The 24,847-nt window shown below is 38.5% G+C and carries 24 protein-coding genes; 9 read left to right on the forward strand and 15 right to left on the reverse strand.

Annotated elements, in window-relative coordinates; genetic code table 11:
* Positions 1-8: 8 nt before the first annotated feature.
* Complete coding sequence (locus tag ACR2F3_RS15745; RefSeq protein WP_432710942.1) at positions 9-974, reverse strand: KpsF/GutQ family sugar-phosphate isomerase; 966 nt, start codon at positions 972-974, stop codon at positions 9-11.
* Positions 975-1,061: 87 nt separating this feature from the next.
* Between ACR2F3_RS15745 and recQ the strand changes: the two genes are divergently transcribed.
* Both recQ and kdsA read left to right on the forward strand, forming a co-directional pair.
* On the forward strand, positions 1,062-3,251 hold the full coding sequence (recQ, locus tag ACR2F3_RS15750; RefSeq protein ID WP_432710943.1) for a DNA helicase RecQ: 2,190 nt from the start codon (positions 1,062-1,064) through the stop codon (positions 3,249-3,251).
* A gap of 26 nt (positions 3,252-3,277) precedes the next feature.
* Positions 3,278-4,093 carry a 3-deoxy-8-phosphooctulonate synthase gene (gene kdsA / locus ACR2F3_RS15755; protein ID WP_432710944.1) on the forward strand — a complete coding sequence of 272 codons (816 nt, stop codon included), beginning with the start codon at positions 3,278-3,280 and terminating at the stop codon, positions 4,091-4,093.
* Positions 4,094-4,151: 58 nt separating this feature from the next.
* Here kdsA and ACR2F3_RS15760 read toward each other — a convergent pair whose 3' ends face one another.
* Positions 4,152-4,775 carry a 7-carboxy-7-deazaguanine synthase QueE gene (locus ACR2F3_RS15760; RefSeq protein ID WP_432710945.1) on the reverse strand — a complete coding sequence of 208 codons (624 nt, stop codon included), beginning with the start codon at positions 4,773-4,775 and terminating at the stop codon, positions 4,152-4,154.
* Between the two features lie 111 nt (positions 4,776-4,886).
* Here ACR2F3_RS15760 and ACR2F3_RS15765 point away from each other — a divergent pair, with 111 nt between their 5' ends.
* Positions 4,887-5,219: a Rieske (2Fe-2S) protein gene (locus ACR2F3_RS15765; protein WP_432710946.1), complete on the forward strand. Its 333-nt coding sequence runs from the start codon at positions 4,887-4,889 to the stop codon at positions 5,217-5,219.
* A 57-nt stretch (positions 5,220-5,276) separates the two neighbouring features.
* On the opposite strand, the gene ACR2F3_RS15770 is transcribed toward ACR2F3_RS15765, so the two are convergent.
* From ACR2F3_RS15770 to ACR2F3_RS15795, 6 genes are all read right to left on the reverse strand, one after another.
* Positions 5,277-6,158, reverse strand: a complete 882-nt coding sequence (locus ACR2F3_RS15770; RefSeq protein WP_432710947.1) for a bifunctional 5,10-methylenetetrahydrofolate dehydrogenase/5,10-methenyltetrahydrofolate cyclohydrolase — start codon at positions 6,156-6,158, stop codon at positions 5,277-5,279.
* 38 nt (positions 6,159-6,196) lie between these two features.
* Positions 6,197-7,984, reverse strand: a complete 1,788-nt coding sequence (lepA, locus tag ACR2F3_RS15775) for a translation elongation factor 4 (RefSeq protein WP_432710948.1) — start codon at positions 7,982-7,984, stop codon at positions 6,197-6,199.
* A gap of 29 nt (positions 7,985-8,013) precedes the next feature.
* Positions 8,014-8,817 carry a nitrilase family protein gene (locus tag ACR2F3_RS15780; protein ID WP_432710949.1) on the reverse strand — a complete coding sequence of 268 codons (804 nt, stop codon included), beginning with the start codon at positions 8,815-8,817 and terminating at the stop codon, positions 8,014-8,016.
* A 32-nt stretch (positions 8,818-8,849) separates the two neighbouring features.
* Entirely contained in the window at positions 8,850-9,995 is a 1,146-nt protein-coding gene (locus tag ACR2F3_RS15785; protein WP_432710950.1) for a methionine aminotransferase, read from the reverse strand.
* Between the two features lie 2 nt (positions 9,996-9,997).
* Entirely contained in the window at positions 9,998-10,843 is an 846-nt protein-coding gene (locus ACR2F3_RS15790) for a CvfB family protein (RefSeq protein WP_432710951.1), read from the reverse strand.
* Between the two features lie 156 nt (positions 10,844-10,999).
* Entirely contained in the window at positions 11,000-11,356 is a 357-nt protein-coding gene (locus ACR2F3_RS15795; RefSeq protein ID WP_432710952.1) for a YtxH domain-containing protein, read from the reverse strand.
* A 178-nt stretch (positions 11,357-11,534) separates the two neighbouring features.
* Here ACR2F3_RS15795 and ACR2F3_RS15800 point away from each other — a divergent pair, with 178 nt between their 5' ends.
* The 4 genes from ACR2F3_RS15800 to ACR2F3_RS15815 all read left to right on the forward strand — a co-directional run bounded on the left by ACR2F3_RS15800 (position 11,535) and on the right by ACR2F3_RS15815 (position 16,428).
* Complete coding sequence (locus tag ACR2F3_RS15800; protein ID WP_432710953.1) at positions 11,535-12,680, forward strand: MFS transporter; 1,146 nt, start codon at positions 11,535-11,537, stop codon at positions 12,678-12,680.
* A 160-nt stretch (positions 12,681-12,840) separates the two neighbouring features.
* A complete protein-coding gene (locus ACR2F3_RS15805) occupies positions 12,841-15,252 on the forward strand; it encodes an AsmA family protein (protein WP_432710954.1) in 2,412 nt (803 codons plus the stop codon).
* A 119-nt stretch (positions 15,253-15,371) separates the two neighbouring features.
* Complete coding sequence (locus tag ACR2F3_RS15810) at positions 15,372-15,680, forward strand: RNA recognition motif domain-containing protein (RefSeq protein ID WP_432710955.1); 309 nt, start codon at positions 15,372-15,374, stop codon at positions 15,678-15,680.
* A gap of 61 nt (positions 15,681-15,741) precedes the next feature.
* Positions 15,742-16,428 carry a lysoplasmalogenase family protein gene (locus ACR2F3_RS15815; RefSeq protein WP_432710956.1) on the forward strand — a complete coding sequence of 229 codons (687 nt, stop codon included), beginning with the start codon at positions 15,742-15,744 and terminating at the stop codon, positions 16,426-16,428.
* A gap of 4 nt (positions 16,429-16,432) precedes the next feature.
* Here ACR2F3_RS15815 and ACR2F3_RS15820 read toward each other — a convergent pair whose 3' ends face one another.
* Positions 16,433-16,837, reverse strand: a complete 405-nt coding sequence (locus ACR2F3_RS15820; RefSeq protein WP_432710957.1) for a hypothetical protein — start codon at positions 16,835-16,837, stop codon at positions 16,433-16,435.
* Between the two features lie 13 nt (positions 16,838-16,850).
* Positions 16,851-19,454: a type I DNA topoisomerase gene (gene topA / locus ACR2F3_RS15825; RefSeq protein ID WP_432710958.1), complete on the reverse strand. Its 2,604-nt coding sequence runs from the start codon at positions 19,452-19,454 to the stop codon at positions 16,851-16,853.
* Between the two features lie 254 nt (positions 19,455-19,708).
* On the opposite strand from topA, the gene ACR2F3_RS15830 reads away from it, so the two are divergent.
* Positions 19,709-20,221, forward strand: coding sequence for a glutathione peroxidase (locus tag ACR2F3_RS15830; protein WP_432710959.1), 513 nt, complete (start codon positions 19,709-19,711; stop codon positions 20,219-20,221).
* 55 nt (positions 20,222-20,276) lie between these two features.
* On the opposite strand, the gene mnmA is transcribed toward ACR2F3_RS15830, so the two are convergent.
* Positions 20,277-21,368, reverse strand: coding sequence for a tRNA 2-thiouridine(34) synthase MnmA (gene mnmA, locus ACR2F3_RS15835; protein WP_432710967.1), 1,092 nt, complete (start codon positions 21,366-21,368; stop codon positions 20,277-20,279).
* A gap of 343 nt (positions 21,369-21,711) precedes the next feature.
* On the opposite strand from mnmA, the gene ACR2F3_RS15840 reads away from it, so the two are divergent.
* Positions 21,712-22,575, forward strand: coding sequence for a sigma-70 family RNA polymerase sigma factor (locus ACR2F3_RS15840; protein WP_432710960.1), 864 nt, complete (start codon positions 21,712-21,714; stop codon positions 22,573-22,575).
* 36 nt (positions 22,576-22,611) lie between these two features.
* On the opposite strand, the gene ACR2F3_RS15845 is transcribed toward ACR2F3_RS15840, so the two are convergent.
* From ACR2F3_RS15845 to ACR2F3_RS15860, 4 genes are all read right to left on the reverse strand, one after another.
* The gene (locus ACR2F3_RS15845; protein WP_432710961.1) at positions 22,612-22,929 is read right to left on the reverse strand and encodes a hypothetical protein; all 318 of its coding nucleotides are present in this window, start codon (positions 22,927-22,929) and stop codon (positions 22,612-22,614) included.
* Between the two features lie 85 nt (positions 22,930-23,014).
* Positions 23,015-23,629, reverse strand: a complete 615-nt coding sequence (locus ACR2F3_RS15850) for an IMPACT family protein (RefSeq protein ID WP_432710962.1) — start codon at positions 23,627-23,629, stop codon at positions 23,015-23,017.
* On the reverse strand, positions 23,619-24,482 hold the full coding sequence (locus ACR2F3_RS15855) for an EamA family transporter (RefSeq protein WP_432710963.1): 864 nt from the start codon (positions 24,480-24,482) through the stop codon (positions 23,619-23,621). The genes ACR2F3_RS15850 and ACR2F3_RS15855 overlap by 11 nt, the downstream gene beginning before the upstream one ends.
* The coding region (locus tag ACR2F3_RS15860; protein WP_432710964.1) for a dihydrofolate reductase family protein at positions 24,479-24,847 on the reverse strand (369 nt) is incomplete at its 5' end. The genes ACR2F3_RS15860 and ACR2F3_RS15855, both read right to left, overlap by 4 nt.

Genomic DNA, 24,847 nt, shown 5'->3' on the forward strand with positions numbered 1-24,847 from the left:
GGAGCGCTTTAGATAATACCTTCTTGAAGAAGGTCGTGTAAATGGATGATGCCGAAGTATTTGTCACCCTTTGTAACTAACAATTGGGTTATATTATTTTGTTTGATAATTTCCAACGCATTGATGGCCAATTCCGACTCATCAATCTTTTTAGGGTGTTTGTTCATAATATCCTTCGCCTTGATTTCAGCTAAATTAGTATGTTTTTCCAACATTCTCCTAATGTCACCATCAGTTATTACTCCTAATATAGTATCGTTTTCTATAACAACAACTACACCTAACCGATTTTGGCTAATTTCTATAATAACATCTTTAATCGGTGCCTGAGCAGAAATGGCGGGTTTTTCATTTCTAACGGCTAAATCTGAAGCTTTTAGGTATAATTTTTTGCCAAGTGAGCCACCAGGGTGAAATTTAGCAAAATCATCTTTATTAAAATTTCGTGCATGGAGTAGCGCTATCGCTAGTGCATCGCCCATGGCCAACTGAGCACTGGTACTCGTGGTCGGTGCGAGGTTATGAGGACAAGCTTCTTTTTCGACAGCGGTATTTAAAATTAAATCTGAACGGTGAGCCAGGGTGGAATCCAATTGACCAACCATTCCAATCAAGGTGTTACCTGCCAGTTTAAGAAGAGGAGCGAGTACCTTAATTTCCGGGGTGTTGCCACTCTTGGAAATGCAGATCACAATGTCGTTTTTTTGTATCATGCCCAAGTCGCCATGTACAGCATCAGCAGCATGCATAAACACAGCTGGAGTACCTGTAGAGTTGAATGTAGCTACTATCTTTTGTGCAATTATGGCACTTTTCCCTATCCCTGTAACCACAACCCGACCATCTGTTGCAACGATCAGGTTTACAGCGCTTACAAAATCAGCATTAATGCTTTTTATTAAGCCAAAAATTGCTTGAGATTCTAACTGTAACGTGTTGATTCCCGCCTCTATAATTGATTCTTTACTTTTCAAACAGAATTATTTAGTATCTTGATGCTTTAATTAAGGCAAAATTATGTTATTTTGAGTAAAAAATAGCACGGAATATTTTATACACGAATGGATGTGAAAAAGTCGTTGTTCGACAACTTACAAAACTTCTTTGGTTTTGACAATTTTAAAGGTGATCAGGAGGCTATCATCACCAACGTTCTTGAAAGAAAGAATACTTTTGTAATAATGCCAACGGGGGGTGGGAAGTCTATTTGTTACCAATTACCAGCATTAATGAGCGAGGGCACCGCTATTGTGATTTCCCCACTAATAGCTTTAATGAAAAATCAGGTAGATCAATTGAGGGCCTTTGGAGGGAGTGACAGTATTGCTCACTTTCTTAATTCTTCTCTTAATAAAACTGATATAGCACAAGTAAAAAGTGATCTGTTAAGCGGACAAACCAAGCTTTTATATGTAGCACCAGAATCTCTATCCAAGCAGGATAATATTGATTTTTTTAGGTTAATCAAAATATCTTTTGTTGCCGTAGATGAGGCTCATTGTATTTCGGAGTGGGGACATGATTTCAGACCGGAATACCGCAAAATCAGGCAAGTTATCAGTGGTTTGGGTAAAGATATCCCCATCATTGCATTAACGGCCACCGCTACCCCGAAAGTTCAGCAGGACATTATTAAGAACTTGCAGATGACGGAAGCTACACTATTTAAGTCTTCATTTAATCGCCCCAATTTATTTTACGAAATCCGCCCAAAACGTGATGTTGTTAAAGAAATCATCAGGTACATTAAGCAGAATACCGGTAAATCGGGTATCATATATTGTTTAAGCCGTAAAAAGGTGGAGGAAGTTGCCGACAGTTTAAATCTGAATGGCATCAAAGCTTTGCCTTACCATGCCGGGTTAGAACCTAAAGTAAGGGCTGAAACACAGGATAAATTCTTGATGGAAGACGCACAGGTAATTGTTGCTACCATAGCGTTTGGTATGGGGATAGATAAACCAGATGTTCGGTTTGTGATTCATCATGATATTCCAAAAAGCATGGAGGGGTATTACCAGGAAACCGGCAGGGCAGGAAGAGATGGTGGTGAAGGGATATGTGTGGCTTTTTATGCCCAGAAGGATGTAGACAAATTAGCGAAATTCATGAAGGACAAACCTGTTTCGGAAAGAGAAATTGGTACGCAAATTCTGAAAGAAGTGATCGACTATGCTGAATCTGGTGTTTGTCGCAGAAAGCAAATCCTACATTACTTTGGTGAAAACTTTAATGAAACCGGGTGTAACTGCATGTGTGATAACTGTAGAAAACCTAAACGGTTGTTTGATGCAGAAGAACATTTGAAGGCACTATTGGTGTTAATCAAAAATATAGGTGAGCGTTTTGACGATGCACATTTATTGAATATACTGATGGGCAGGGAAACTGCGCAAACTATTGCCTATGAGCATTCTAAAATTCCAGAATATGGCTTAGGAAAAATAGAAGGAGAGAACCTCTGGAAATCTTTGATCAGACAAGCTGGATTGAATAATTTTATATCAAAAGATATCGATAACTATGGGCTTCTCCGATTGACAAAATCTGGCCTAGATTTTATTGAAAACCCATATAGCCTAAAGTTTGTGCTTAATGATCCAATTGATGCCGCTCCGGATGATGATGAAGATGATGTAAAACATGGCACTGGGGCTTTAGATACACAGTTATTGGCCCTGCTAAAAGACTTGTGTAAAAAAATTGCCAAGCAAAAAAATGTACCTCCTTTTGTTGTGTTTCAGGAACCTTCATTAGAAGAGATGTGTACGCATTACCCTATCACGATGGAAGAGCTGAAGCAGATTTCTGGTGTAGGAAATGGAAAAGCTTTAAAATTTGGAGCACCATTTATCGAACTTATTAAGAAATATGTAGAAGATAATGACATTGAGCGTCCCGTTGATTTGATTATCAAAACGCAGGCTAATAAATCGCAACTTAAAGTGTCGATTATTCAAAACGTAGACAGGCAGATTAGCCTGGAAGATATTGCTAGGTCGAAAGGTATCACTTATAACGAGATTTTGAAAGAAATTGAGGCGATCGTAAATTCGGGTACCAAGTTGAACCTTAATTATTTTGTAGATGAGATGATTGACGAAGACCGGCAAGATGAAGTGTTTGATTATTTCAGACATGCGGAGAACGATTCTATTGATAGTGCATTGAAGGATCTCGGTGAATCAGATTATACACGTGAGGAAATACAGTTGATGAGAATTAAATTTATGTCGGAACTGGGGAATTAATAGATAGCTGCAAATAACAAGAATACATGATTAATTTTGATATAGATAAATTACAACATACACATAGCAACAATTTCTTTTTAATGGCCGGACCTTGTGCCATTGAAAGTGAGGAGATGGCCATGCGTATTGCGGATAAAGTAAAAACGATAACAGATAAACTTGAAATTCCTTATATTTTTAAAGGATCTTACCGTAAAGCAAATCGCTCTAAGGGCAGTTCATTCACAGGTATTGGTGACGAAAAAGCATTAAAGATATTAGAAAAGGTTGGCCAGACATTTGGCATACCTACCGTAACGGATATTCACGAAAGTGCAGAAGCGTCAATGGCCGCTGCCTACGTTGATGTGCTTCAGATTCCTGCTTTTTTATGCAGACAAACAGACCTGTTAATCGCGGCTGCACAGACAGGAAAAGTGGTGAATGTAAAAAAGGGCCAGTTTTTATCAGCTGGATCTATGAAGTTTGCTGTAGAAAAAATTATAGAAGCCGGAAATAACCGGGTTGTATTAACTGATCGTGGCAATACTTTTGGTTACCAGGATTTAATTGTTGATTATCGAGGTTTACCGGAAATGCAAAGTTTCGGTGTTCCGGTGGTTATGGATTGTACACATTCATTGCAACAGCCAAATCAAAGTAGTGGAGTAACTGGAGGAAAACCGGAATTGATTGGCACCATAGCAAAGGCAGCAATTGCAGTTGGCGCTGATGGCTTATTTATTGAAACCCACCCAGATCCAGCCAATGCAAAATCAGATGGCGCCAATATGCTACATCTCGATCGACTCGAAGAATTACTGGAAAAATTAATAAAAATAAGAAAAGCGGTTATTTAGCCGCTTTTCTTATTTTAAACAAGGTGGGCACCAGCTGCTCACATCTTATCACAAATTTTTAAGGTATATTAAGGTATTTATGCGTTTGCAACGAAATTTCCCATTTGGGGTTTGCCATCACGTAATCGATGATCATGGGTGTGATTTCTGCACCTTTTGACCATTCTGGTTGTAAATATAATTTGCAGCTTGGTGAAACTGTTTTGGCATATTCCTCTGCCCAGGCAAAATCACTTTTATTAAATACGATTACTTTTAATTCATTTGCAAAAGGGGTGATGTCTGGTCTTGGTGCTTTGAATTTTTTTGGCGACAGACAGATCCAGTCCCAGGTACCGGACAATGGATACGCACCAGAAGTTTCAATAAACGTAAGGATATTTTTTTCCTGTAACTTTGCAGTCAGGTAATCCATATTGTAGATTAAAGGTTCGCCACCAGTTATGACTACGGCTTTACCTGGAAAGGTCTCGGCTTTTGCAACAATATCATCTGCTAAAGTTAATGGATGTAGTTCTGCATCCCAGCTTTCTTTTACATCACACCAATGACAACCCACATCGCACCCGCCAAGGCGAATAAAATAAGCTGCCTTGCCAGTGTGGTATCCTTCGCCTTGAATGGTGTAAAATTCTTCCATCAATGGAAGTAGTGTGCCGTCGCTTGGTATTTGATGTGCCATAGAGTTGTGCAAATGTAAATAATTCCGAACAGGAATAACATTATATGTATCTTCATATTCATTTAAATGACCCGCCTGTGAATTTAGATTCCTTACACTAATCATACTGTTATGTTAACATGGTACAAGTTGGATGAGGAGCTTCCGGAAACAGACTTTGTAAAGCAAGTTTCTGTAGCTGGTAAAAAATTATGCCTAGTAAAAGATCAGGGAGAATTATATGCTGTACAAAATACATGTCCACATGCCGGTGGTGTATTAAGTGGGGGCTGGTGTAAAAACGGAAATTTAGTTTGCCCTATCCATCGATGGGAATATAACCTCAAAACCGGAAGGGGCGTTGAGGGGCAAGGTGATTACGTTAATCTATATCCAATAGAAAAAAGAGAAGAGGGTATATTTATCGGATTTAAAGAAAGTTGGTTTAAGAAATTCTTCACTTAACATCATTAATTCCACAACATAAAAGGGTAATTAACAACTTAATTAAGCAAGATTACCTTATTGGTAGATTTCCTTTTTTGCCGAAGCCAGGGTGTTTTTTAATAAACCTACAATTGTCATTAAACCAACCCCACCCGGTACCGGTGTAATCCAGGATGTCTTCTCGGCTACATGTTCGAAATCAACATCACCGTACAACTTAAAACCTGATTTGGTTGTTGTAGAAGTTTCTCTATTAATGCCAACGTCAATAATGATGGCACCTGGTTTAACCATATCAGCTGTTACAAAGTTTTTCTTGCCAATTGCGGCCACAATGATATCTGCCTGTAAGGCAAGTTCTTTGAGATTTTTGGTCTTACTATGGGTAAGGGTAACCGTACAGTTTCCCGGATTTGCATTTCTTGCCATTAAAATACTCATTGGGCTTCCCACAATGTTACTTCTACCAACTACCACGCAGTGCATACCAGTAGTATCTATTGCGTAGGCTTGTAACATCAGCAAGATACCGTAAGGAGTAGCAGGAATGAAACATGGCAAATTACGCATCATCCGTCCTAAATTAACAGGATGAAAGCCATCGACATCTTTTTTGTAGTCAATTGCCTCCGTTACTTTTTCCGGATCAATATGCTTAGGAAGGGGGAGTTGAACTATTAGTCCATCAACGCCCGGATCATCATTAATGGAAGCAATCTTTGCCAAAAGTTCCTCTTCGGTAACGGTCAAATCATAGCGCACTAATGACGATTGGAAGCCCACTTTTTCACAGTTCTTCATTTTGCTCGCTACATAGGTTTCACTACCACCATCATTACCTACGAGTATGGCTACCAGGTGAGGTTTTCTTCCGCTTTGATTTAAAAAAACCGCTGCTTCTTCAGCAATTTCCAATTTAATTTTCTCTGAAGCGTATTTCCCGTCTAGTAATTGCATATGATGGTGGTCCTAAAGTTTTATGTATATAATTTCGCTTAATCTAATTTTAATACTGCCATGAAAGCAGTTTGTGGTATTTCTACATTACCTACCTGACGCATACGTTTCTTGCCCTTTTTCTGTTTTTCTAATAGTTTACGTTTACGTGAAATATCACCACCGTAACATTTAGCTGTAACATCTTTACGCATGGCTTTCACATTTTCCCTGGCAATTACTTTAGCACCAATAGATGCTTGTATTGCAATATCGAATTGTTGACGCGGGATCAGTTCACGAAGTTTTTCACAGATTTTTTTACCAAAGTCGTAAGAATTTGACCGGTGAATTAAGGATGATAATGCATCAACATGCTCACCGTTTAATAAAATATCCAGACGTACCAAATCAGATTGACGGTAACCTATCTGGTGATAATCAAAGGATGCATAACCTTTAGAAATGGTTTTCAGTTTATCGTAAAAATCAAATACAATTTCACCCATTGGCATTTCAAAAACCAGTTCAACACGATCGGAGGTTAGGTAATTCTGATTAGTAATGATACCTCTTTTTTGAATACAAAGTGACATGATAGGGCCTACGAAGTCAGCCTTGGTGATGATGTTGGCTTTAATAAATGGTTCCTGAACATATTCAAGCTTACTTGGATCAGGGAGATCTGATGGATTGTTGACCAGGAACTCTTCACCTCTGGTTGTTTTTGCAATATAAGAAACGTTAGGTACGGTTGTAATTACCGTCATGTCGAATTCACGCTCTAAACGTTCCTGAATTATCTCCATGTGTAACATTCCCAGGAATCCACAACGGAAGCCGAAACCTAAGGCTGCAGAACTTTCAGGCTCAAAAACTATTGATGCATCATTCAACTGTAATTTGTGCATGGCTTCGCGAAGCTCTTCAAACTCGTCGGTGTCCACTGGATAGATACCCGCAAAAACCATTGGTTTCACTTCTTCAAAGCCCTGAATACTCTCTAGTGAAGGGCGTGCTACATTAGTAATGGTATCACCAACTTTCACTTCACGGGCTTCCTTGATGCCAGAAATAATGTAACCTACGTCGCCAGTTTTAACCACGGCTTTCGGTAACATATTCAATTTAAGCACACCTACTTCGTCCGCCAGGTATTCCTTACCGGTGTTAATGAATTTTACTTTATCACCTTTTCGTATTTCACCATTCACTACTTTATAATAGGCAATGATACCCCTGAATGAGTTAAATACAGAGTCAAAAATAAGGGCTTGTAGTGGTGCTTCCGGATCCCCAACAGGAGCGGGAACCCTGTCAATTATGGCTTGTAAGATATCTGTTACACCTAATCCTGTTTTACCAGATGCCGGTATAATGTCTTCTCTCTTGCAGCCTATCAAATCAATGATTTGGTCTTTGACCTCCTCTGGCATGGCACCAGGTAAGTCCATTTTATTTAAAATTGGAATAATCTCAAGATCATGTTCCAAAGCAAGATAAAGATTTGATATTGTTTGTGCCTGTATACCTTGTGACGCATCAACAATTAATAAAGCACCTTCGCATGCTGCAATGGATCGAGAAACTTCATAAGAAAAATCGACGTGACCAGGGGTATCAATCAAGTTAAGCGTATATTCTTGACCGTCAACAATATAGTTCATTTGAATGGCATGGCTTTTTATGGTAATACCACGCTCACGTTCCAGGTCCATATTGTCCAATAGCTGTGCCTGCGATTCACGCTGGGTAATCGTATTTGTATATTCTAATAAACGGTCAGCTAAGGTGCTCTTTCCGTGGTCTATATGTGCAATTATGCAGAAATTCCGTATGTGCTTCATCTTTGCTGCAAAGATAGGATTTTGATTGATTAAACTATCGTAAAATTATCTCCATCCTGAAGAAAAGGGTAGGTTCTGCGTATTTTAACAAGTTCTTCGTAACCAATGCTGAAAGTATAAAGGTCTTCATCTTCGGGTTTATAGTATACCGTATTACCATAAGGATCTATGCACATAGAGTGTCCGCTATGGTAAACCTGATTGCCATCGTGCCCTACACGGTTAACAGCCACTACATAACTTTGATTCTCAATTGCACGCGCAGGAATCAATGCACGCCAGTGTGACATCCTTTGATCAGGCCAACTGGCAACAATTAAAAGTAAGTCATATTCGTCACCTTGATTGCGTACCCAAACCGGAAAGCGCAAATCATAACAAATGGCCAAACGTATTCTCCAGCCTTTTAACTCTACGGTAACTTTTTCATTTCCGGCAGTATAGTATTCGTCTTCCTTACCCATACTGAATAAGTGGCGTTTATCATAATAGGTGTATTCATGTTCAGGCGTCATCCAGATCAGGCGGTTATAATTTTTTCCGTTCTCCTTAATCATTAAACTACCCGTTACTACACAATCGTAGGTACGTGCAATTTCAGCCATCCAATCCATGGTTTTACCATTCATTTCCTCTGCCAGCTGATCAGAATTTAAACTAAAGCCAGTATTAAACATCTCGGGCAAAACAATCAGGTCTGTTTTTTCCTTTACGCCAGAAGATAATCGTAAGGATAAATTTTGTAGATTTTTATCTACATTTTCCCAAAATAAATAAGCCTGGAAAACGGTAATCTTTAAGTTGCTTAGTTTTAGATAACTCGGTTGTTCCATGTTTGGTGGGTAGGGGTAAATATTTTAATGAACTATAATTTTATTAATCTATTAACGGCATTTTCGAGGGTTTCTTGCTTTTTAGCAAAACAAAATCTCAATACCTGGCAATCAGTACTGCGGGTATAAAACGCCGAAAGAGGAATTGCTGCTACGCCGAATTCTTTGATCAGGCGTGTAGCAAAAACGGCATCTCCTTCATCACTAATTACCTTATAGCTAACGCATTGGAAATAGGAGCCATAACAAGGAAGCAGTTCGAAACGTGTATTACTAAGTAACGAACGAAACAGATCCCTTTTTTCCTGAAAGAAAGCGGTAACATTTTGGTAAACAGATTCGTTCTGCAAATAATTAGCGATGGCCACTTGCATTGGCGTATTAACACTGAACACATTAAATTGGTGTATTTTTCTGAATTCTTTCATTAAGAATTCTGGTGCAATGCAATAACCTACCTTCCAGCCAGTTGTATGTAGTATCTTCCCAAATGATGCGATTATAAAAGACCGCTCTCTTAGTTCTGGGTATGCGGCCACGCTCAAATGCTTTTTACCGTCGTAAACAAGGTGTTCGTAAACTTCATCACTTAAAATCAATACATCTGTATCCTTAATTAATTTAATTAATGCTTGTATGTCATCTTCCTGAAGAATGCTACCAGTCGGGTTGTGTGGACTGTTTAGAATAATCATCTTAGTGTTTGCACTAAAAAGCTTCTTCACCATGTCCCAATCGATTTTATTATCGGTAAAAGCCATTCCATATGGCTTTACCAAACCGCCGAACATTCTTACCGTTGGCGCATAACAATCGTAAGCAGGTTCAAAAATAATGACTTCATCACCTGGATTAATGCATGATGCAATGGCAGTGAATATAGCTTGGGTGCCACCTGCAGTAATGGTCACTTCCTGGTCTGGATCGTATGCTGCATGATGGGTACGATTTACCTTGTCGGCAACCAAGTTCCTTAATAAAGGTATACCAGCCATATTTGCATATTGATTATGGCCATCCTTCATCGCATCGTTAACCAGCTCAATTAACTTGGGGTCACAAGCATAATCAGGAAATCCTTGCGACAAGTTAATGGCTTGATGTTCTTCAGCCAGCGTAGACATTACCGAAAATATATTGGTACCAATACCAGGGAGCTTGGAGTGACTCGATATCATGTTTATTCCGCTTCGTCGTCTTTAAAAAGTTTAATTTCATGGTCTCCAATGGTAATTAACCGGTCTTTGTATAGACCACCGATAATTTTCTTAAAGGCATTTTTACTCAATTTAAAACGGCTGTAAATATCGTCGGGAGAACTCTTGTCCCCTAAGTTAATCACGCCACCATCGGCTTTCAGTTCATCAAGCACAACATTTTTGTTGTCTAGAATGTGGCTGTAGCCCATTGGTTGTAAACTCAGGTCAATTTTTCCATCTACCCTTACTTTTTTAATCCAGCCCTTTCTGACTTCACCAGGGTGTAATTCATCGAAAAGCTCATTGGTATACAACAAGCCGATGTACTTATTATCAACGATGGCATTATAACCAAGGTCCGAGCGGTCTACAATTAGTAAACTTACTTCGTCGCCTTCATCCAGGTCGATATCTTCCTCTTCAACAAAGTTGGTCAACCTCGATGAAGCTACCATCCGGTCGTTTGCTCCATCTAAAAAGACGTAAACAACATGCTTGTCACCCTTAAACATAGGGCGTTTTTGTTCTTTCTCTGGAACATAGACATCCTTTCCAATCCCGAGGTCCATGAATACACCATCCTCACCATCATCTACAACGGTCAGGTAAGCGAAGTCGCCAACACAGGCGAAAGGACGTTTAGTTGTGGCAATTAAACTTCCGTCTTTATGTATGTAGACAAAAACATTAATATTTTCTCCAGGTTCTGCGCTTGCAGGGGCAAGGTTATAGGGTAACAAAACTTCTTTGTCTCCATCTGTTAATATAAGTCCCGATTCTGTTTTATTGATGATCCTTAAATCGTTGTATTGTCCAATTGCTATCATGATGTTTATGTAAAGCCATCCACTTCAATGGCGGTTAAATTGCTTAGTTTGCAAAGGTAATAAACTAGCGGTCCAATACACCTTAATGAATAACAAAATGATTAGGGACAGATTTAAAGCATAAAAAAGGCCGGTAATATACCAGCCTTTATTTGTTTAACTATTTTGAATTGGTTCGTTCTTACCGGCAGTTGCATCGGTTTCACCGCTCAGGTGATCAGCTGTCGCTTTTGTTTTTTTTCTAACATCGTCTACAACCTGGTCTTTCACTTCAACCGCTTTTTCTGATTCTGCAGTTAACTTTTCTTTAACACTTTGTATTTTGTCTTTTACACTGGATGCCAAATCACCTGCTTTATCTGATATTTTACCTCGAACATCGGCACCTTTTTCAGGGGCAAATAACACTCCTACAACTGCGCCAACGGCAAGTCCGGCTAATAACGCCACGATAGGCATTGAAGAATCAGTATGTTGTCTTGTACACTTGGATAGCAATTTATTTAGTTTCATGATAAAAGGTTTTTTACGTTTTAGAACAAGTATAGTATCTATATGTTTTAATAATCTGAATATTACTTCACCAGCGTGTTTCTATTTTTAAAAAATAAACAGCTTGTTCGTCTAAATATTTACCATACTCTGATTACAGTTAGCTAATTAATTACCTTTGCGAACCCATTACCAAGCGATGATCAAAAAAAATAAACACAGAATATTTTTAAGTCTTTTTTTCTTTATGTCGGGATTAAGCTTTTCCACCTGGGCATCAAGAATTCCAACGATTAAATCAGCCTTTGACTTTAATGATGCCACCTTAGGAACCATTTTGTTGGCATTGCCCATTGGGTCATTAATTGGACTACCAATTTCCGGTTGGCTTGTATCACGTTTTAATAGTAGGGTCCCCTTAGCTATTGGTTTCGGCCTGAATACTGTTGCATTGATGATGATCGGTTTTGCAAACAGTACTATAACATTAGTAATCTCAGTAATGGTCTTTGCTTTTACTATGCGTATTTTTAACATCTCCGTAAATACTCAAGGTATTACCCTTCAAAAACTATACGATCAGAAGATTATTGGATCTTTTCACGGGTTCTGGAGCAGCGGTGGAATCGCAGGTATTTTGCTTTCCACGCTATTCCTGGCGCTCAATATCAGTATGCAAGTCCATTTTATCATTGTAGGTATCATATCATTGCTTATAACCTGTTATTCTTACCAGTTCCTTCTTAAAGACGACAGGTCAACTTCTGGAAATAAATTGGTTTTAAGCAAACCAGATCCTTATATTCTTTACCTCGGCTTGATTGTTTTTTTCTCTGCTATTTGCGAAGGAGGTATGTTTGACTGGAGTGGAATCTATTTTCAGGATGTAATTAAAGTAAAAATCTTTACCTATGGTTACCTGATTTTTATGACTTTTATGGCGTTGTCCAGGTTTATCTCTGATGTTATAGTAGATAGGGTGGGTATGGCCGCGATGTACATCATCAGTGCAGGGTTTATTATATTCGGTATTTTGCTCGCTATAATCTTTCCTTATTTCTGGACGTCCATGATTGGATTCTCACTGGTTGGCTTTGGTACTGCGGCAGTAATTCCTATGTCTTATTCGTTAGCCGGCTTATCTAAAAAATATTCTCCCGGCATGGCTATATCCATTATCGCAACCTATTCTATTTCAGGCATGCTCCTTGGCCCTCCATTAATCGGCTACCTGGCACATGCGTTTGGTTTAAGGTCTTCGTTCGTTGTTTTTGCACTATGTGGGTTTATGTTAATACCAATTTCTCAATTGTTTTTTAAATACAAGCGTTCGGTTGAAAACTAAATTAAGCTTTCCCCCCTTGTCAAAATTAATTGGGGTTTTAATTACCTTAAAAGCATATTATGTTTATTCTGTAAGTATATAAATATAATGGGCTGATAAACTGTTAAATGCTTTTTAAAACAAAAGCATAGGTGGAGTTGTTACCTTCAAAATCTATCTAATGCCTCGCTGGACAAAAATAACACTCCTGTCTCTTTCTGCAATATTAAGTTTAATCCTAATCGCATTTATTGCCTTAGCAGTTTATGTAAACCTGCACAAAAAGGAACTGCTAGTTTCCATCACAAAAGAACTCAATAAAAATCTGGAAGGCAATATGACTATTGGCGGCATGGATCCTACTTTATTAAAAAGTTTTCCTGACGTATCGTTGTTATTGATGAATGTCGAGCTGCGTGACAAAGAATGGCAGCGTCACCACCAAACCTTGTTAAAGGCTAAAAGATTTAATATTTCAATAAACGCATTGGCAATGCTTAGGGGCGCTATAGCGATCAAAAAAATTGGTATCGAAGATGCCTCTATTAACCTTTTCACAGACACCAATGGTTATAGCAATGCAGCGGTCTTTAAAAAGAAACCGGGCTCAACAAAAAGCAGTGAGAGCAACTTGTCGACCGAACTTAAAAGGTTTTCCTTTAAAAAAGTCAACTTTAAAGTTGACAATCAAAAAGGGAATAAATTATTTGATTTTGCTGTGAACGATTTAACAGGTAGAATAGATTATCTGGCGGCAGGCTGGCATGCCCGTTTTAAACTTAATACAAGGGTTAGAAGTTTTGCCTTCAAAACTGATAAAGGAAGTTTTATTAAAGATAAACTTCTTGAAGGTCCTTTTTCAGTTGAGTATAATGATAAGATGGACCAAATCGTTGTTAAAACAAGCCGTTTAAAGATTGGTGAAGGAAATTTTAGGGTAGGCGGTAAGTTCAATCTCGCTTCTGATCCCGTAACCTTCACCTTGAACATCAAAGCAGACCAGATCCATTGGAAAGCTGCAAGTAGTTTGCTTTCACCAAAAGTTCGGTCAACATTGGATAAATTCAATTTTGATAAACCTCTTGATGTAAACTGTGATATAGCTGGGAATCTTGGTGGTGGCAACCCATCGATTAGAGTGTCTACCGATGTGAAAAATAATACGCTAACCACACCTGGGGGTAAGATAACCAATTGTAGTTTTAATGGTTCTTATACAAATAACCAATATAAAGGAAGAGGATTTAATGATGCCAATTCTGCAGTGATGTTATACCAGTTTAAGGGCAATTTTGAAGGCATTCCTTTGGAAATCGATACAGCGGCGATCAATAATTTAAAAAGGCCGGTCGCCACGGGGGTTGTCAAATCAAACTTTAAAATTGAAAGGTTGAACGAGGTGATTGGTGATGACCTATTAAGATTCGAAAAAGGAACGGCACGTGTAAATCTACGTTACAGGGCTGATATGGTAAACCTACAATTGTCAAAGCCCTATTTACAAGGTACAGTGGCTATTGATGATGCGTCTATCAATTATGTGCCACGTAACCTGCAGTTTAGAAATACGTCTATTTCTCTGGTTTTTACGGAGAAAGATTTGTTAATCAAAAACCTGCAGTTACAGAGTGGCAAGAGTGTAGTAATGATGGACGGTACGATTAAAAATTTCCTCAACTTATATTACAATGCTCCAGAGAAAATCGTGCTTTCGTGGGATGTAAGGAGCCCTCAAATACATTTGGGTGAATTTTTAGGTTTTCTTGGCAGTCGGAAAGTTGTAGCGACAAAACGTAAAAAGACAAATTCTTTCTCAAACAACCTTTCAACTGCATTTGATAAAAGTAATGTTGATTTAACTTTAAATCTGGATAAAGTGTACTACAATAAGTTCCTGGCTACAGGTGCGCACGCAAATATATATCTTTCTCAAAATGGAATTGATTTAAAAAATGTTAGGGTTAATCATGCAGGCGGTTCTTTAAATATGAATGGCAGATTAACACAAAAAGGCAAAAACAATTTATTTACTTTGAAAGCCAACCTAAGTAAGGTAGACATTAAGGCGTTTTTCAGGGCTTTTAATAATTTTGGTTTAGCAACATTAACATCTAACAATTTAAAAGGTTACTTATATGCCAAAACTACCTTAAAAGGATTGATTACAGATCAAGGGGCTTTGCAAAGGAATTCGATTTATGGGAATGTGATATTCGATTTAAAAAAAGGAGAATTAAATGATTTCGAACCAATTCTTAACGTGGCTAAGTTTGCATTCCCCCTAAGAAACTTAAATAATATTACCATCCGTAACCTAAACGGGAAGTTTGACTTAAATGGGGAGAGGATTACTATTAATCCAATGCAAATTAATTCAAGCGTGTTAAATATGGACGTTGCAGGTATTTATTCCTATGCTAATGGAACAAACATAGCATTAGATATTCCCCTGAGGAACCCTAAAAAAGATAACGAAATTGAAGATCCCGCTGAACGCAAAGAAAGAAGAATGAGAGGTTTGGTCTTACGCATACTTGCAGTAGATGGAGAAGATGGCAAGATTAAGTTAAAATGGAACAAGGATAAAAAATAATTCAAAACCTTTTATTTTTTGAATTGTTGAAGATTCAGTAGGAAAAAATGGTTTAACTTACACTCACATGCAAATTCGACATATAATTTCGTTAGATTTGTACAAATTTTAAGACATTAATGAAGATATTTATTACAGGCCTTCCTTTAGAAGTAGGGGAAGATGAATTGACGGCCGTATTTGGTGATTTCGGTCAAGTAAAATCACTAAGGATTATCAAGGATCGTGAAACTGGTCAGAGCCGCGGTTTTGGTTTTGTAGAAATGCCAAACGACGAGGAAGCGAAGGAAGCCATTAAGAGAATGAATGGCGGCGATTACAATGGTAACCGTATTAAAGTTGCTGAGGCGCAAGAAAAACCAAATACCGGTGGCGGTGGTGCTGGGGGTGGTTTCAAGCGTAACAACAATAGAGAAAGAAGCTATTAGAATATATATATAACTAGCTGTAAGGTTTTACAGCTAGTTGTTTTATATTAAAACACTGCTCATGTTGATAAAACATAAAGCATTTAGTCTGCTATTTTTTATTGTTTATAGTCTTTTATTGGCATCGGCATTTTTTCAGGATGCTGTACTGTACCAGGTCGCCCGACCATTCATGGTATTATCACTGCTTATATACTTTATTGTAAAGATCAAGCTCAAAGGCCGGTTTCATAAAAGACTTTTCATAGGCCTTCTTTTTGCTTTTTTAGCAGATTTACTCCTTGCATTTTACAAGAATTCAGCATCTCTATCGGTATATACCTATTCGGCGTACAGTTTAGCTGCCATATTTTACATTCGTGCATTTTACCTGGATTTCAGGTCTGCTCAAGAACTTGATAAGCGTGGTGCTAGAATCGGTATTGCGTGCTGCACGATCTTGGGGATGGGTTTTTACATTTATTTAAGACCCCATGTCAGAGAAGAAGTGTTTGCGGTTATGCTCGCTACTTTTTTAATCTGTATGTTGTTAATGATGTCTATTTTCAGGAACCAGCGCGTCAACAAAATAAGTTTTAACCTTATTCTTGCGGGCTGCATCTGCCTTGCACTTACCTTGGCTCTTTTCGCTATAAAGCAATTTGTAGTGCCATTTACCGGAGCTCATCTCGTAGTATTTACAGGGTACCTATTAGGGCAATATTTAATTGTGATGGGTGGTATTGAACGCCACCTGATTCATAAATAACAACTTACTTAATCATCACGCCTGGTTTGTTCACAAGGGGTATCTTGATAAGATTTTCGTCTACAATACTTTCAGGTAAAAAGATAAATTTCTTGTCATAAATGGTACCACCAATGTAATAACTTAACCAATATTCATTAGTCAAACCAAAAACCGCAGTATCAATTGCCTCAACACCTGCAAAAGAATTAGGGGAAATATCGCCAAGAAAGTGACGTAAAACGGAGGTTTTTACCACCCGCCCATCTTTTTCACCATAGCCCTTGGCACTAATTAACACGTTGGTTATAGGTTCGTTTTTAAGGTTAACCAGGTAAACCGTCCAATGTTTCACTTCCGGAGTTTCATTCATCAGTACAACTGCCATGGCTACATCTTCGACTATATTTTCTGGGAGATCCTTTTTCATAAATGATTAATAGCTATTTTGCCTTAACTACTTTTTTCTTGGCGGCTGGTTTTTTAGCAACAGCCTTTTTAACTGTCGTTCCTGTTTTAGGCGCAGCTTTTTTCTTAGGGGCTTTCTTTTTTACCTCGAAGGCATTAGGAATTTGTTCTTCAATCAGTTTTTTGACGTCTTCTAAAGACAATTCCTTAAGTTCATCCTGGGTATACTTTTCCCCGGTTGCCGGATTTTTACTCAGTTTGAGCATTTCTTTCCCAAAACGGATAAATGGTCCCCAACGCCCGTTTTCAATGGCAATTTTTTCGTCATTCCACTGCTGAATATAACGGTTGGCTTCTTTTTCTACTTTCTTACCAATCAATTCAATGATGTCCTGATCACGAAGATTATCGAAATCATATGCTTTTGGAACATTGATAAACAGGTCGTTCCACTTGATAAACGGACCAAACCTTCCGGTACCTTTGGTAACAGGGAGGTCTTGATAATACGCCACCGGAGCATCAGCAAGAATCTTTTCATCAATGATTTCTATCGCACGTTCTATATCAATGGACAGTGGGTCTTCATTTTTAGGTACAGATATAAAAGCTTCTCCCCATTTAACATATGGGCCGAAACGGCCAACACCAACAGAAACTTCTTTACCTTGGTAATCTGCTAATTGAAATGGGAGTTTGAATTGTTCTAAGGCATCTTCAAGGGTAATGGTGGCCACAGATTGTGATTTAGGTAAGCTCGCATAACGTGGCTTTTCTTCATCGTCGTTTTGACCAATCTGAACTAATGGCCCGTATTTACCAACTTTCGCATAAACATTCTTCCCTGAGGCAGGATCAACACCAAGTAATCTTTCCCCGTTTGCTCTATCGGCGGTCTCTAATGTTGTTTCCACTTCCTGATGGAAAGGTGTATAGAAGGAGTGGAGCATTTTGGTCCATTCCTGTAAACCCTGTGCAATTTCATCAAATTCTTTCTCCACTTTAGCGGTGAAATTGAAGTTGACGATGTCTTTAAAATGTGCAACTAAAAAGTCGTTTACCACCTCACCAATATCGGTGGGAAATAATTTATTCTTTTCTGCGCCCGTTATTTCTGTTTTTGTTTGTTTCTGTACAGTTCCATTTGCTAAAGTGATAGAAGTGTAGGAGCGTTGTTTTCCTTCCTTTTCTTCTTTAACCACGTAACCACGGTTTTGAATGGTAGAAATGGTAGGTGCATAAGTAGATGGACGGCCAATACCCAGTTCTTCTAATTTTTTTACCAAACTAGCTTCTGTATATCTTGCTGGCGGACGAGAAAATCGTTCAACCGCATTCATTTCTTTTAGTTTTAAAGCCTGGCCTTTCGCTAGAGGCGGCAATAGGTAATTGCTGTCACTTTCATCCTGGTCTTCATCATCAATAGATTCCAGGTAAACAGTTAAGAAACCGTCAAATTTTAGTACTTCACCTTCGGCAACTAAATGTTCGTCGCGGGTGCTGATCGCTATGTGTGCTGTAGTTTTCTCAAAAAGTGCCTCGCTCATTTGAGAAGCGATTGCGCGCTTCCAAATAAGGTCATACAACCGTTGTTCAGAACTGTCGCCAGTAATGGTGTGTTCGCTGAAGTAAGTAGGCCTGATGGCTTCGTGAGCCTCCTGAGCGCCGGCTGATTTGGTTTTATAGACACGCGTATGAAGGTATTTTTCTCCATAAGCAGACTTGATCTCTTTTGAAGCCGCTTGAATGGCAGTTTCAGACAAGTTTACCGAATCGGTACGCATATAGGTAATCTTACCGCTTTCATACAACCTCTGTGCTACCTGCATTGTCCTGGCTACTGAAAATCCAAGTTTCCTTGACGCCTCTTGTTGTAGGGTTGACGTGGTAAAAGGTGCAGCTGGGTTACGTTTAGCCGGCTTTGTCTCCAGACTTGTTACTTCAAAATCGGCATTAATACAATCGTTTAGAAATTTTTCTGCCTCCACTTCGTTATCAAAACGCTGAGGCAGTTCAGCTTTCACCAGTTCTTTTTGTTTGTCAGTAAAAAACTGTGCAGTTATTTTGAAAGCAGCGGTAGGTTTGAAGTTGTTATATTCTCTTTCACGGTCTACAATTAACCTTACGGCAACAGATTGCACGCGTCCGGCGGAGAGAGAAGGTTTAATTTTCCGCCATAAAACAGGAGAGAGTTCAAATCCCACCAAACGATCTAACACCCGGCGTGCTTGTTGGGCATGAACCAAATTATAATCAATGGTTCTCGGTGTTTCTATTGCTTTTAGGATGGCTGGTTTAGTGATTTCATGAAATACAATTCTTTTGGTTTTGTTTTCCTGGAGACCAAGGGTCTCAAAAAGATGCCATGAAATTGCTTCTCCTTCACGATCCTCATCGGACGCTAGCCATACCATTTCGGCAGATTTGGCTAACTTCTTTAATTCAGCAACTACCTGTTTTTTGTCGGCAGGTACCTCATAAGTCTGGTTGAAGTTATTAGCAACATCTATCCCCATATCCCCTTTAACCAAGTCACGAATATGTCCATAACTTGATTTAACCAGGAAATCTTTCCCTAAATACCCTTCGATGGTTTTAGCTTTTGCAGGGGACTCAACTATTAATAAATTCTTCGCCATTCAGAACGTTTTTCTGCAAATAAAGCTATAATAACCGCCAAAATCAAAATACAATCCATTTTTTTATAAATAAACAATCAAAAAGGAGTGAGCAACAAGGGGATGAATGTGAAACAAATTGTAACCAAAAAACAACAACTATAGGAGATAAGCCTATTATACTGGATATTTACAAAATATATAAAGCTTTTTGCGGAAGCATGATATTACATTAGTTATAATGATTAAATTCGTTAACATTAATCCAATTCTCTATGAATATTTTATTAATAATAATCAGCTTGTTTTTTACACCTCCAAAAAACATCTATGATTTTACCATCAAAACCATCGACGGTAAAAACGTGAAGCTTTCTCAGTTTAAGGGCAAAAAAATCTTATTGGTAAACACGGCTTCAAAATGTGGCTTTACTGTTCAATACGAAGAGCTTGAAAAGCTACACAAGCAGTATGGCAACAAAGTAGTGCTTATTGGATTTCCTGCTGGTAACTTTGGCGGACAAGAACTAGCCAGCAATGATGAGATTAAGGAGTTTTGTAAAAAGAATTTCGGAGTTACCTTTTTAATGAGTGAGAAGGTGAGTGTTAAAGGCTCGGATATTAATCCGTTATTTAAGTACCTGACCACAGAACAGAATCCTGATTTTACGGGTGATATTAAATGGAACTTCGAGAAATTCCTAGTTAATGAAAATGGAAAGCTGGTACACCGTTACCGCTCAAAGGTTACTCCTTTAGATCCGACCATCACGACTAACCTTAAGTAGAATTCAATCATAAAAAAAGGGCCATGGCCCTTTTTTTATGATTATATATTTTTGATTAACAAAGAAATCCGCCGCCCAGCAAATCGTTCCCTTCATAGAAAACAGCACTTTGTCCAGGAGCGATTGCAGAAACTTTATGGTCAAATACTACACGCATCTTGTCATTTTCTTGAACGATGGTACTAAGCATCCCGGCGTCTTTATAACGGATTTTCGTAATCACGTTATCCATAGGCTCATTAATATTTTCATATTTAACCAGGTTAATGTTACGCACTAACGCTTCACCACGCTCCAATTCATCTGCGCGACCTAACATTACAGTATTGCTCTCCGGTAAAATCTGGGTCACAAACATAGGTTCCCCAAAAGCAATTCCTAATCCTTTACGTTGACCAATAGTGTAAAAAGGATAACCTTTATGTTGACCAACCACCATACCATCACTGGTTACAAAATTCCCACCTGCAACTTTCGCTTCCAAATCACCTACTTTATGTTTTAAAAAAGCGCGGTAATCGTTATCTGGCACAAAGCAGATCTCATAGCTCTCGCTTTTTTTAGCTAATTCCTCCTGGCCCATGTCTAAAGCCATTTGTCTGATCTCAGATTTGGCAAATGATCCTAATGGAAATTTAGTGCGGGAAAGATTTTCCTGAGAAACACCCCATAGTACATATGACTGGTCTTTATTCTCATCACGACCTTTCGAAATCACGTAACGGCCACTATCTTGTTGTCTGATATTTGCATAATGTCCTGTTGCAATAAATTCACAGTCCAGTTTATTTGCTCTTTTTAATAAGGCTTCCCATTTAATATGGGTATTACATAACACACATGGGTTAGGTGTTCTGCCTGCCAGGTATTCATCTACAAAGTTATCGATAACATAATCGCCGAATTCATCTCTGATATCCAGAATGTAATGGGGGAAACCGTAATTAACCGCCAATGTTCTTGCATCATTGATGCTATCCAGACTGCAACAACCGGTTTCTTTGCTACTTGTACCTGATGTGGCATAGTCCCAGGTTTTCATCGTTAGGCCAATCACTTCATACCCTTGTTCGTGTAGCATTACTGCAGCTACAGAACTGTCAACGCCACCACTCATGGCTACTAATATTCTGCCTCTTTTACTCATTGTGTTATTTTCAGCCACAAAAGTAAATCTTTTAAAGTAGAAATTAGGCCTATAGCGGTCAATGGCTTGTAAAAAGCAGCGTTTCATTTTCACCTTTTGGTTTAATTACCAATGTTTAACTCTAATGCATAAGACAGCTGGGTTGACGTTTTTAACATTATGTTAAAAACATTATTATATAAATTTATTTGACTATTTTGAAATGTAAAAAAATGTTTTAATATTTGGTAAGATAGCGTTTGGGCCTATTTAGGTTAATATATGTCTTATAAGGTAATAGTGAAATACCAAGCGGTGCCGGTTTTAAAGATTAAAGACGAAAGAACTTTTTAATGTAAAATATATGAGGCAGTTAAAAATTGGACAAACCATCACCAGCAGAGATTCCGCGTCTCTTGATAAGTATTTAAGCGATATCGGTAAAATTGATCTCTTAAGTTTGGAAGAGGAAATTGACCTTGCCAAACGGGTAAGAGAAGGTGACGATCGTGCACTTGACCAGTTAGTGAGGTGCAATTTAAGGTTTGTGGTATCGGTAGCTAAAAAATACCAGCACCGTGGCATGTCTTTAGGCGACTTAATTAATGAGGGAAACATGGGACTTATTAAAGCCGCCCAACGCTTTAATGAAACCAAAGGCTTCAAATTTATCTCTTTTGCCGTATGGTGGATACGGCAATCCATACTTCAAGCCATATCAGACCAAACCCGTATGGTAAGGCTTCCTTTAAATCAAATCAGCTCCATTACCAGAATTAATAAAGCTACGCTCAGTCTGGAACAGGAGCTTGAAAGATTGCCTTCGCTTGTTGAGCTTTCCAAATATCTGAATGTGGATCAGGAGCGGATAGCTGACCATTTGGATATAGCCAGGATGACCGTTTCTTTGGATTCGGAAGTAAGTGAAGACGTAGGCTGCTGTTTGCTTGATACCATTTCAAATGATAGCCCGAGCACCGACCACGAGTTAATGTTGGATTCCTTTTACGCCGATATCCGCAAAATTCTTTATACGCTTCCATTGAGGGAACGCAATATCATCACTTTATATTTTGGATTGAATGGACACGATCCTATGGTTTTAGAAGAAATTGCCATTGTAAATGGTTTGAGTAAAGAACGTGTAAGGCAATTAAAAGATAAAGCACTAAGAGAATTAAGGAGGCGATCAACCATGTTTAAAAACAAAATCATCAATAACGATTAGTGCTAAAATGGTGTAAAGAACCAAGATAGGGGTTCTTTACACGAATGCAGGTATGGCACCAGGCTCATTTCCCTGAATCTGGTTTCTTCTCATGTCTGCAGCTTCCTTAGGCCTCCTGTTTGCAAAAAGGTTAATTCCAGTAGCGCCATTATATAAAAGAAAACCTCCTAATAATACTTCTTGCAGTGCTATTACTGGTGATTTAGTAATTATTCTTACGCCACGCTGGAATAAATATGCTCCGGCAATAATAGAAATCAGTCTTTTACCAACCTCCATTTCTTTTGTATCCTCATTATTTAACAAAAGTTTGCCTGTAAGTATTGCTATTTTATGATTTAAGTATCCTAACATCTGTTTAATCTTAAGTTTTAATATTTCAACAGACATGCCTTAATTTTGTTTCCCAAATTTGATTATTGGGAACAGTCACAAAAAATTAAAATGTGCCAATGTAGTTTGCCGTTAAGGTATCAATAGCCTCCAAACGACCTAGCACCACGTTCACCCTTGCCTTTCTAATTTCTATTTTTATACTGCATTTTGTATCGTATACTGGTGACTCCACTGCAATTTGCTCCTCTTTAAGCACCTTCATTACCTCATTCATCGCCAGATAGTCGAAAGTAATTTGGTAAAGGTCATTAACAGTTTTTTCAATTACTTTCGCATTAGCCAATGCTTCTACGGTAGCACTTTTATAGGCATTAATCAGTCCAGGAACGCCAAGCAGTGTACCACCAAAATACCTGACTACCACAACCAGCACGTTTGTTAGTTCCGCTGACAACAATGTATTGAGAATGGGTCTTCCCGCCGTGCCCGAGGGTTCACCGTCATCATTTAAGCGGAATACACTTCGTTCAGGGGTTAAACGAAAAGCCCAGCAAAAATGCCTTGCTTTATGATGTTCAGCACGAAGGTTTGATAGCAGCGGTTTAACTTGTTCTTCCTGCGTTATGGGATAGGCGTAAGCTATAAATTTACTGCCTTTGTCTCTAAAAATACCCTCTGCAGGTGCTGCAATCGTATGATATGTATCTTCAAACAGCATAAATCTGTGATAAGGTTATTAAAACAACAGCGCCTAAGGCTAAACAAAGGCCTGCATAATTCACTTTACTCAATTTTTCCTTAAAGAGGAGGATGCCGATGATACTTCCAAGGATGATTACACCTAAATTCATGGCCGCAAATACTGTAGTTGGGTTACTGGCGAAAGCCTGGTGGGCCTTAAGGTAAAATAAGATATTCCCAAAATTAAATATCCCCAAAATAAAGCCGCATAGTAAATTAATGCGTTCAACCTTACCTCTCTTTCGAATGGCCATCACCAGCATGTAAGTAAATGAGATCATAAAAGCGATACTAAAGACCACAATTAAAGAAGTAGTATAAGGTATAACTTTCAAAACAGCTACCTGTTTAAACAATATATCAATTATCCCGAATCCAAAAAAGACCACCAGGGGATAAGTCCAATTGGTTCCAGTGCCAGGTTGTTGCTGTTTTTTAACTAAGGTGAGTAAAATAGCCAGTATACCTATAACTAAGCCTATAATTTTAAGCGTAGAAAGTCTTTCATTAAATAGGAAATACGCAGCCAGAATTGGGAGGAACAGGGAAAGCCTTTGCGCGATATCTGTTTTAACAATCCCTATTTTTTTAATAGAAGCGGCCAAAAACCAGAATATGACAGGCAGCAGGATACCAAGTGCGAGGTAGACTGGCGCGGGACGCCGCAGTACATCATTGACATCAGGTTTAAAAAAAAATACAGCCAAAGCTATGGCTGCAAGGTAATTCCATGTAACAGCTTGTACTATATCTATATTATATCGTCGGGCTAGTTTTAAGAGTACAGCAACTGTAATGCTGCAGCAAATGCTAATTAAAATATAGATCATGGACGTTCCCAGTTTTGGTAAACCACCAGTTTGTCACCGCCAATTTCTACCACCTCTGTAATCAACCCATGTATGGCCGGCGCAGCGATTCCTGTTGCCCAGTTTGATGGTGAATTAAATACTCTTGCTTCATCCCACAAATCAGCCTGAATAAACTGATTAAGGATATTGGCGCCCCCTTCAATAATTACGGATTGTATATCCATGAGGTAAAGCTGAAAAGCAATCTTTTGTGGTAAATAGTATTGCATATCTTCCATTTGTACGTATTGAAGATTTTCTGAGTAGACAGATTTCAATTCATTGAATATGATTGTTTTAGCAGCGCCATCAAAGATATGTTTGTCTTCAGGAATTTGAAGGTT

Source organism: Pedobacter sp. (assembly GCF_045627485.1).
Taxonomy (GTDB): Bacteria; Bacteroidota; Bacteroidia; order Sphingobacteriales; family Sphingobacteriaceae; genus Pedobacter.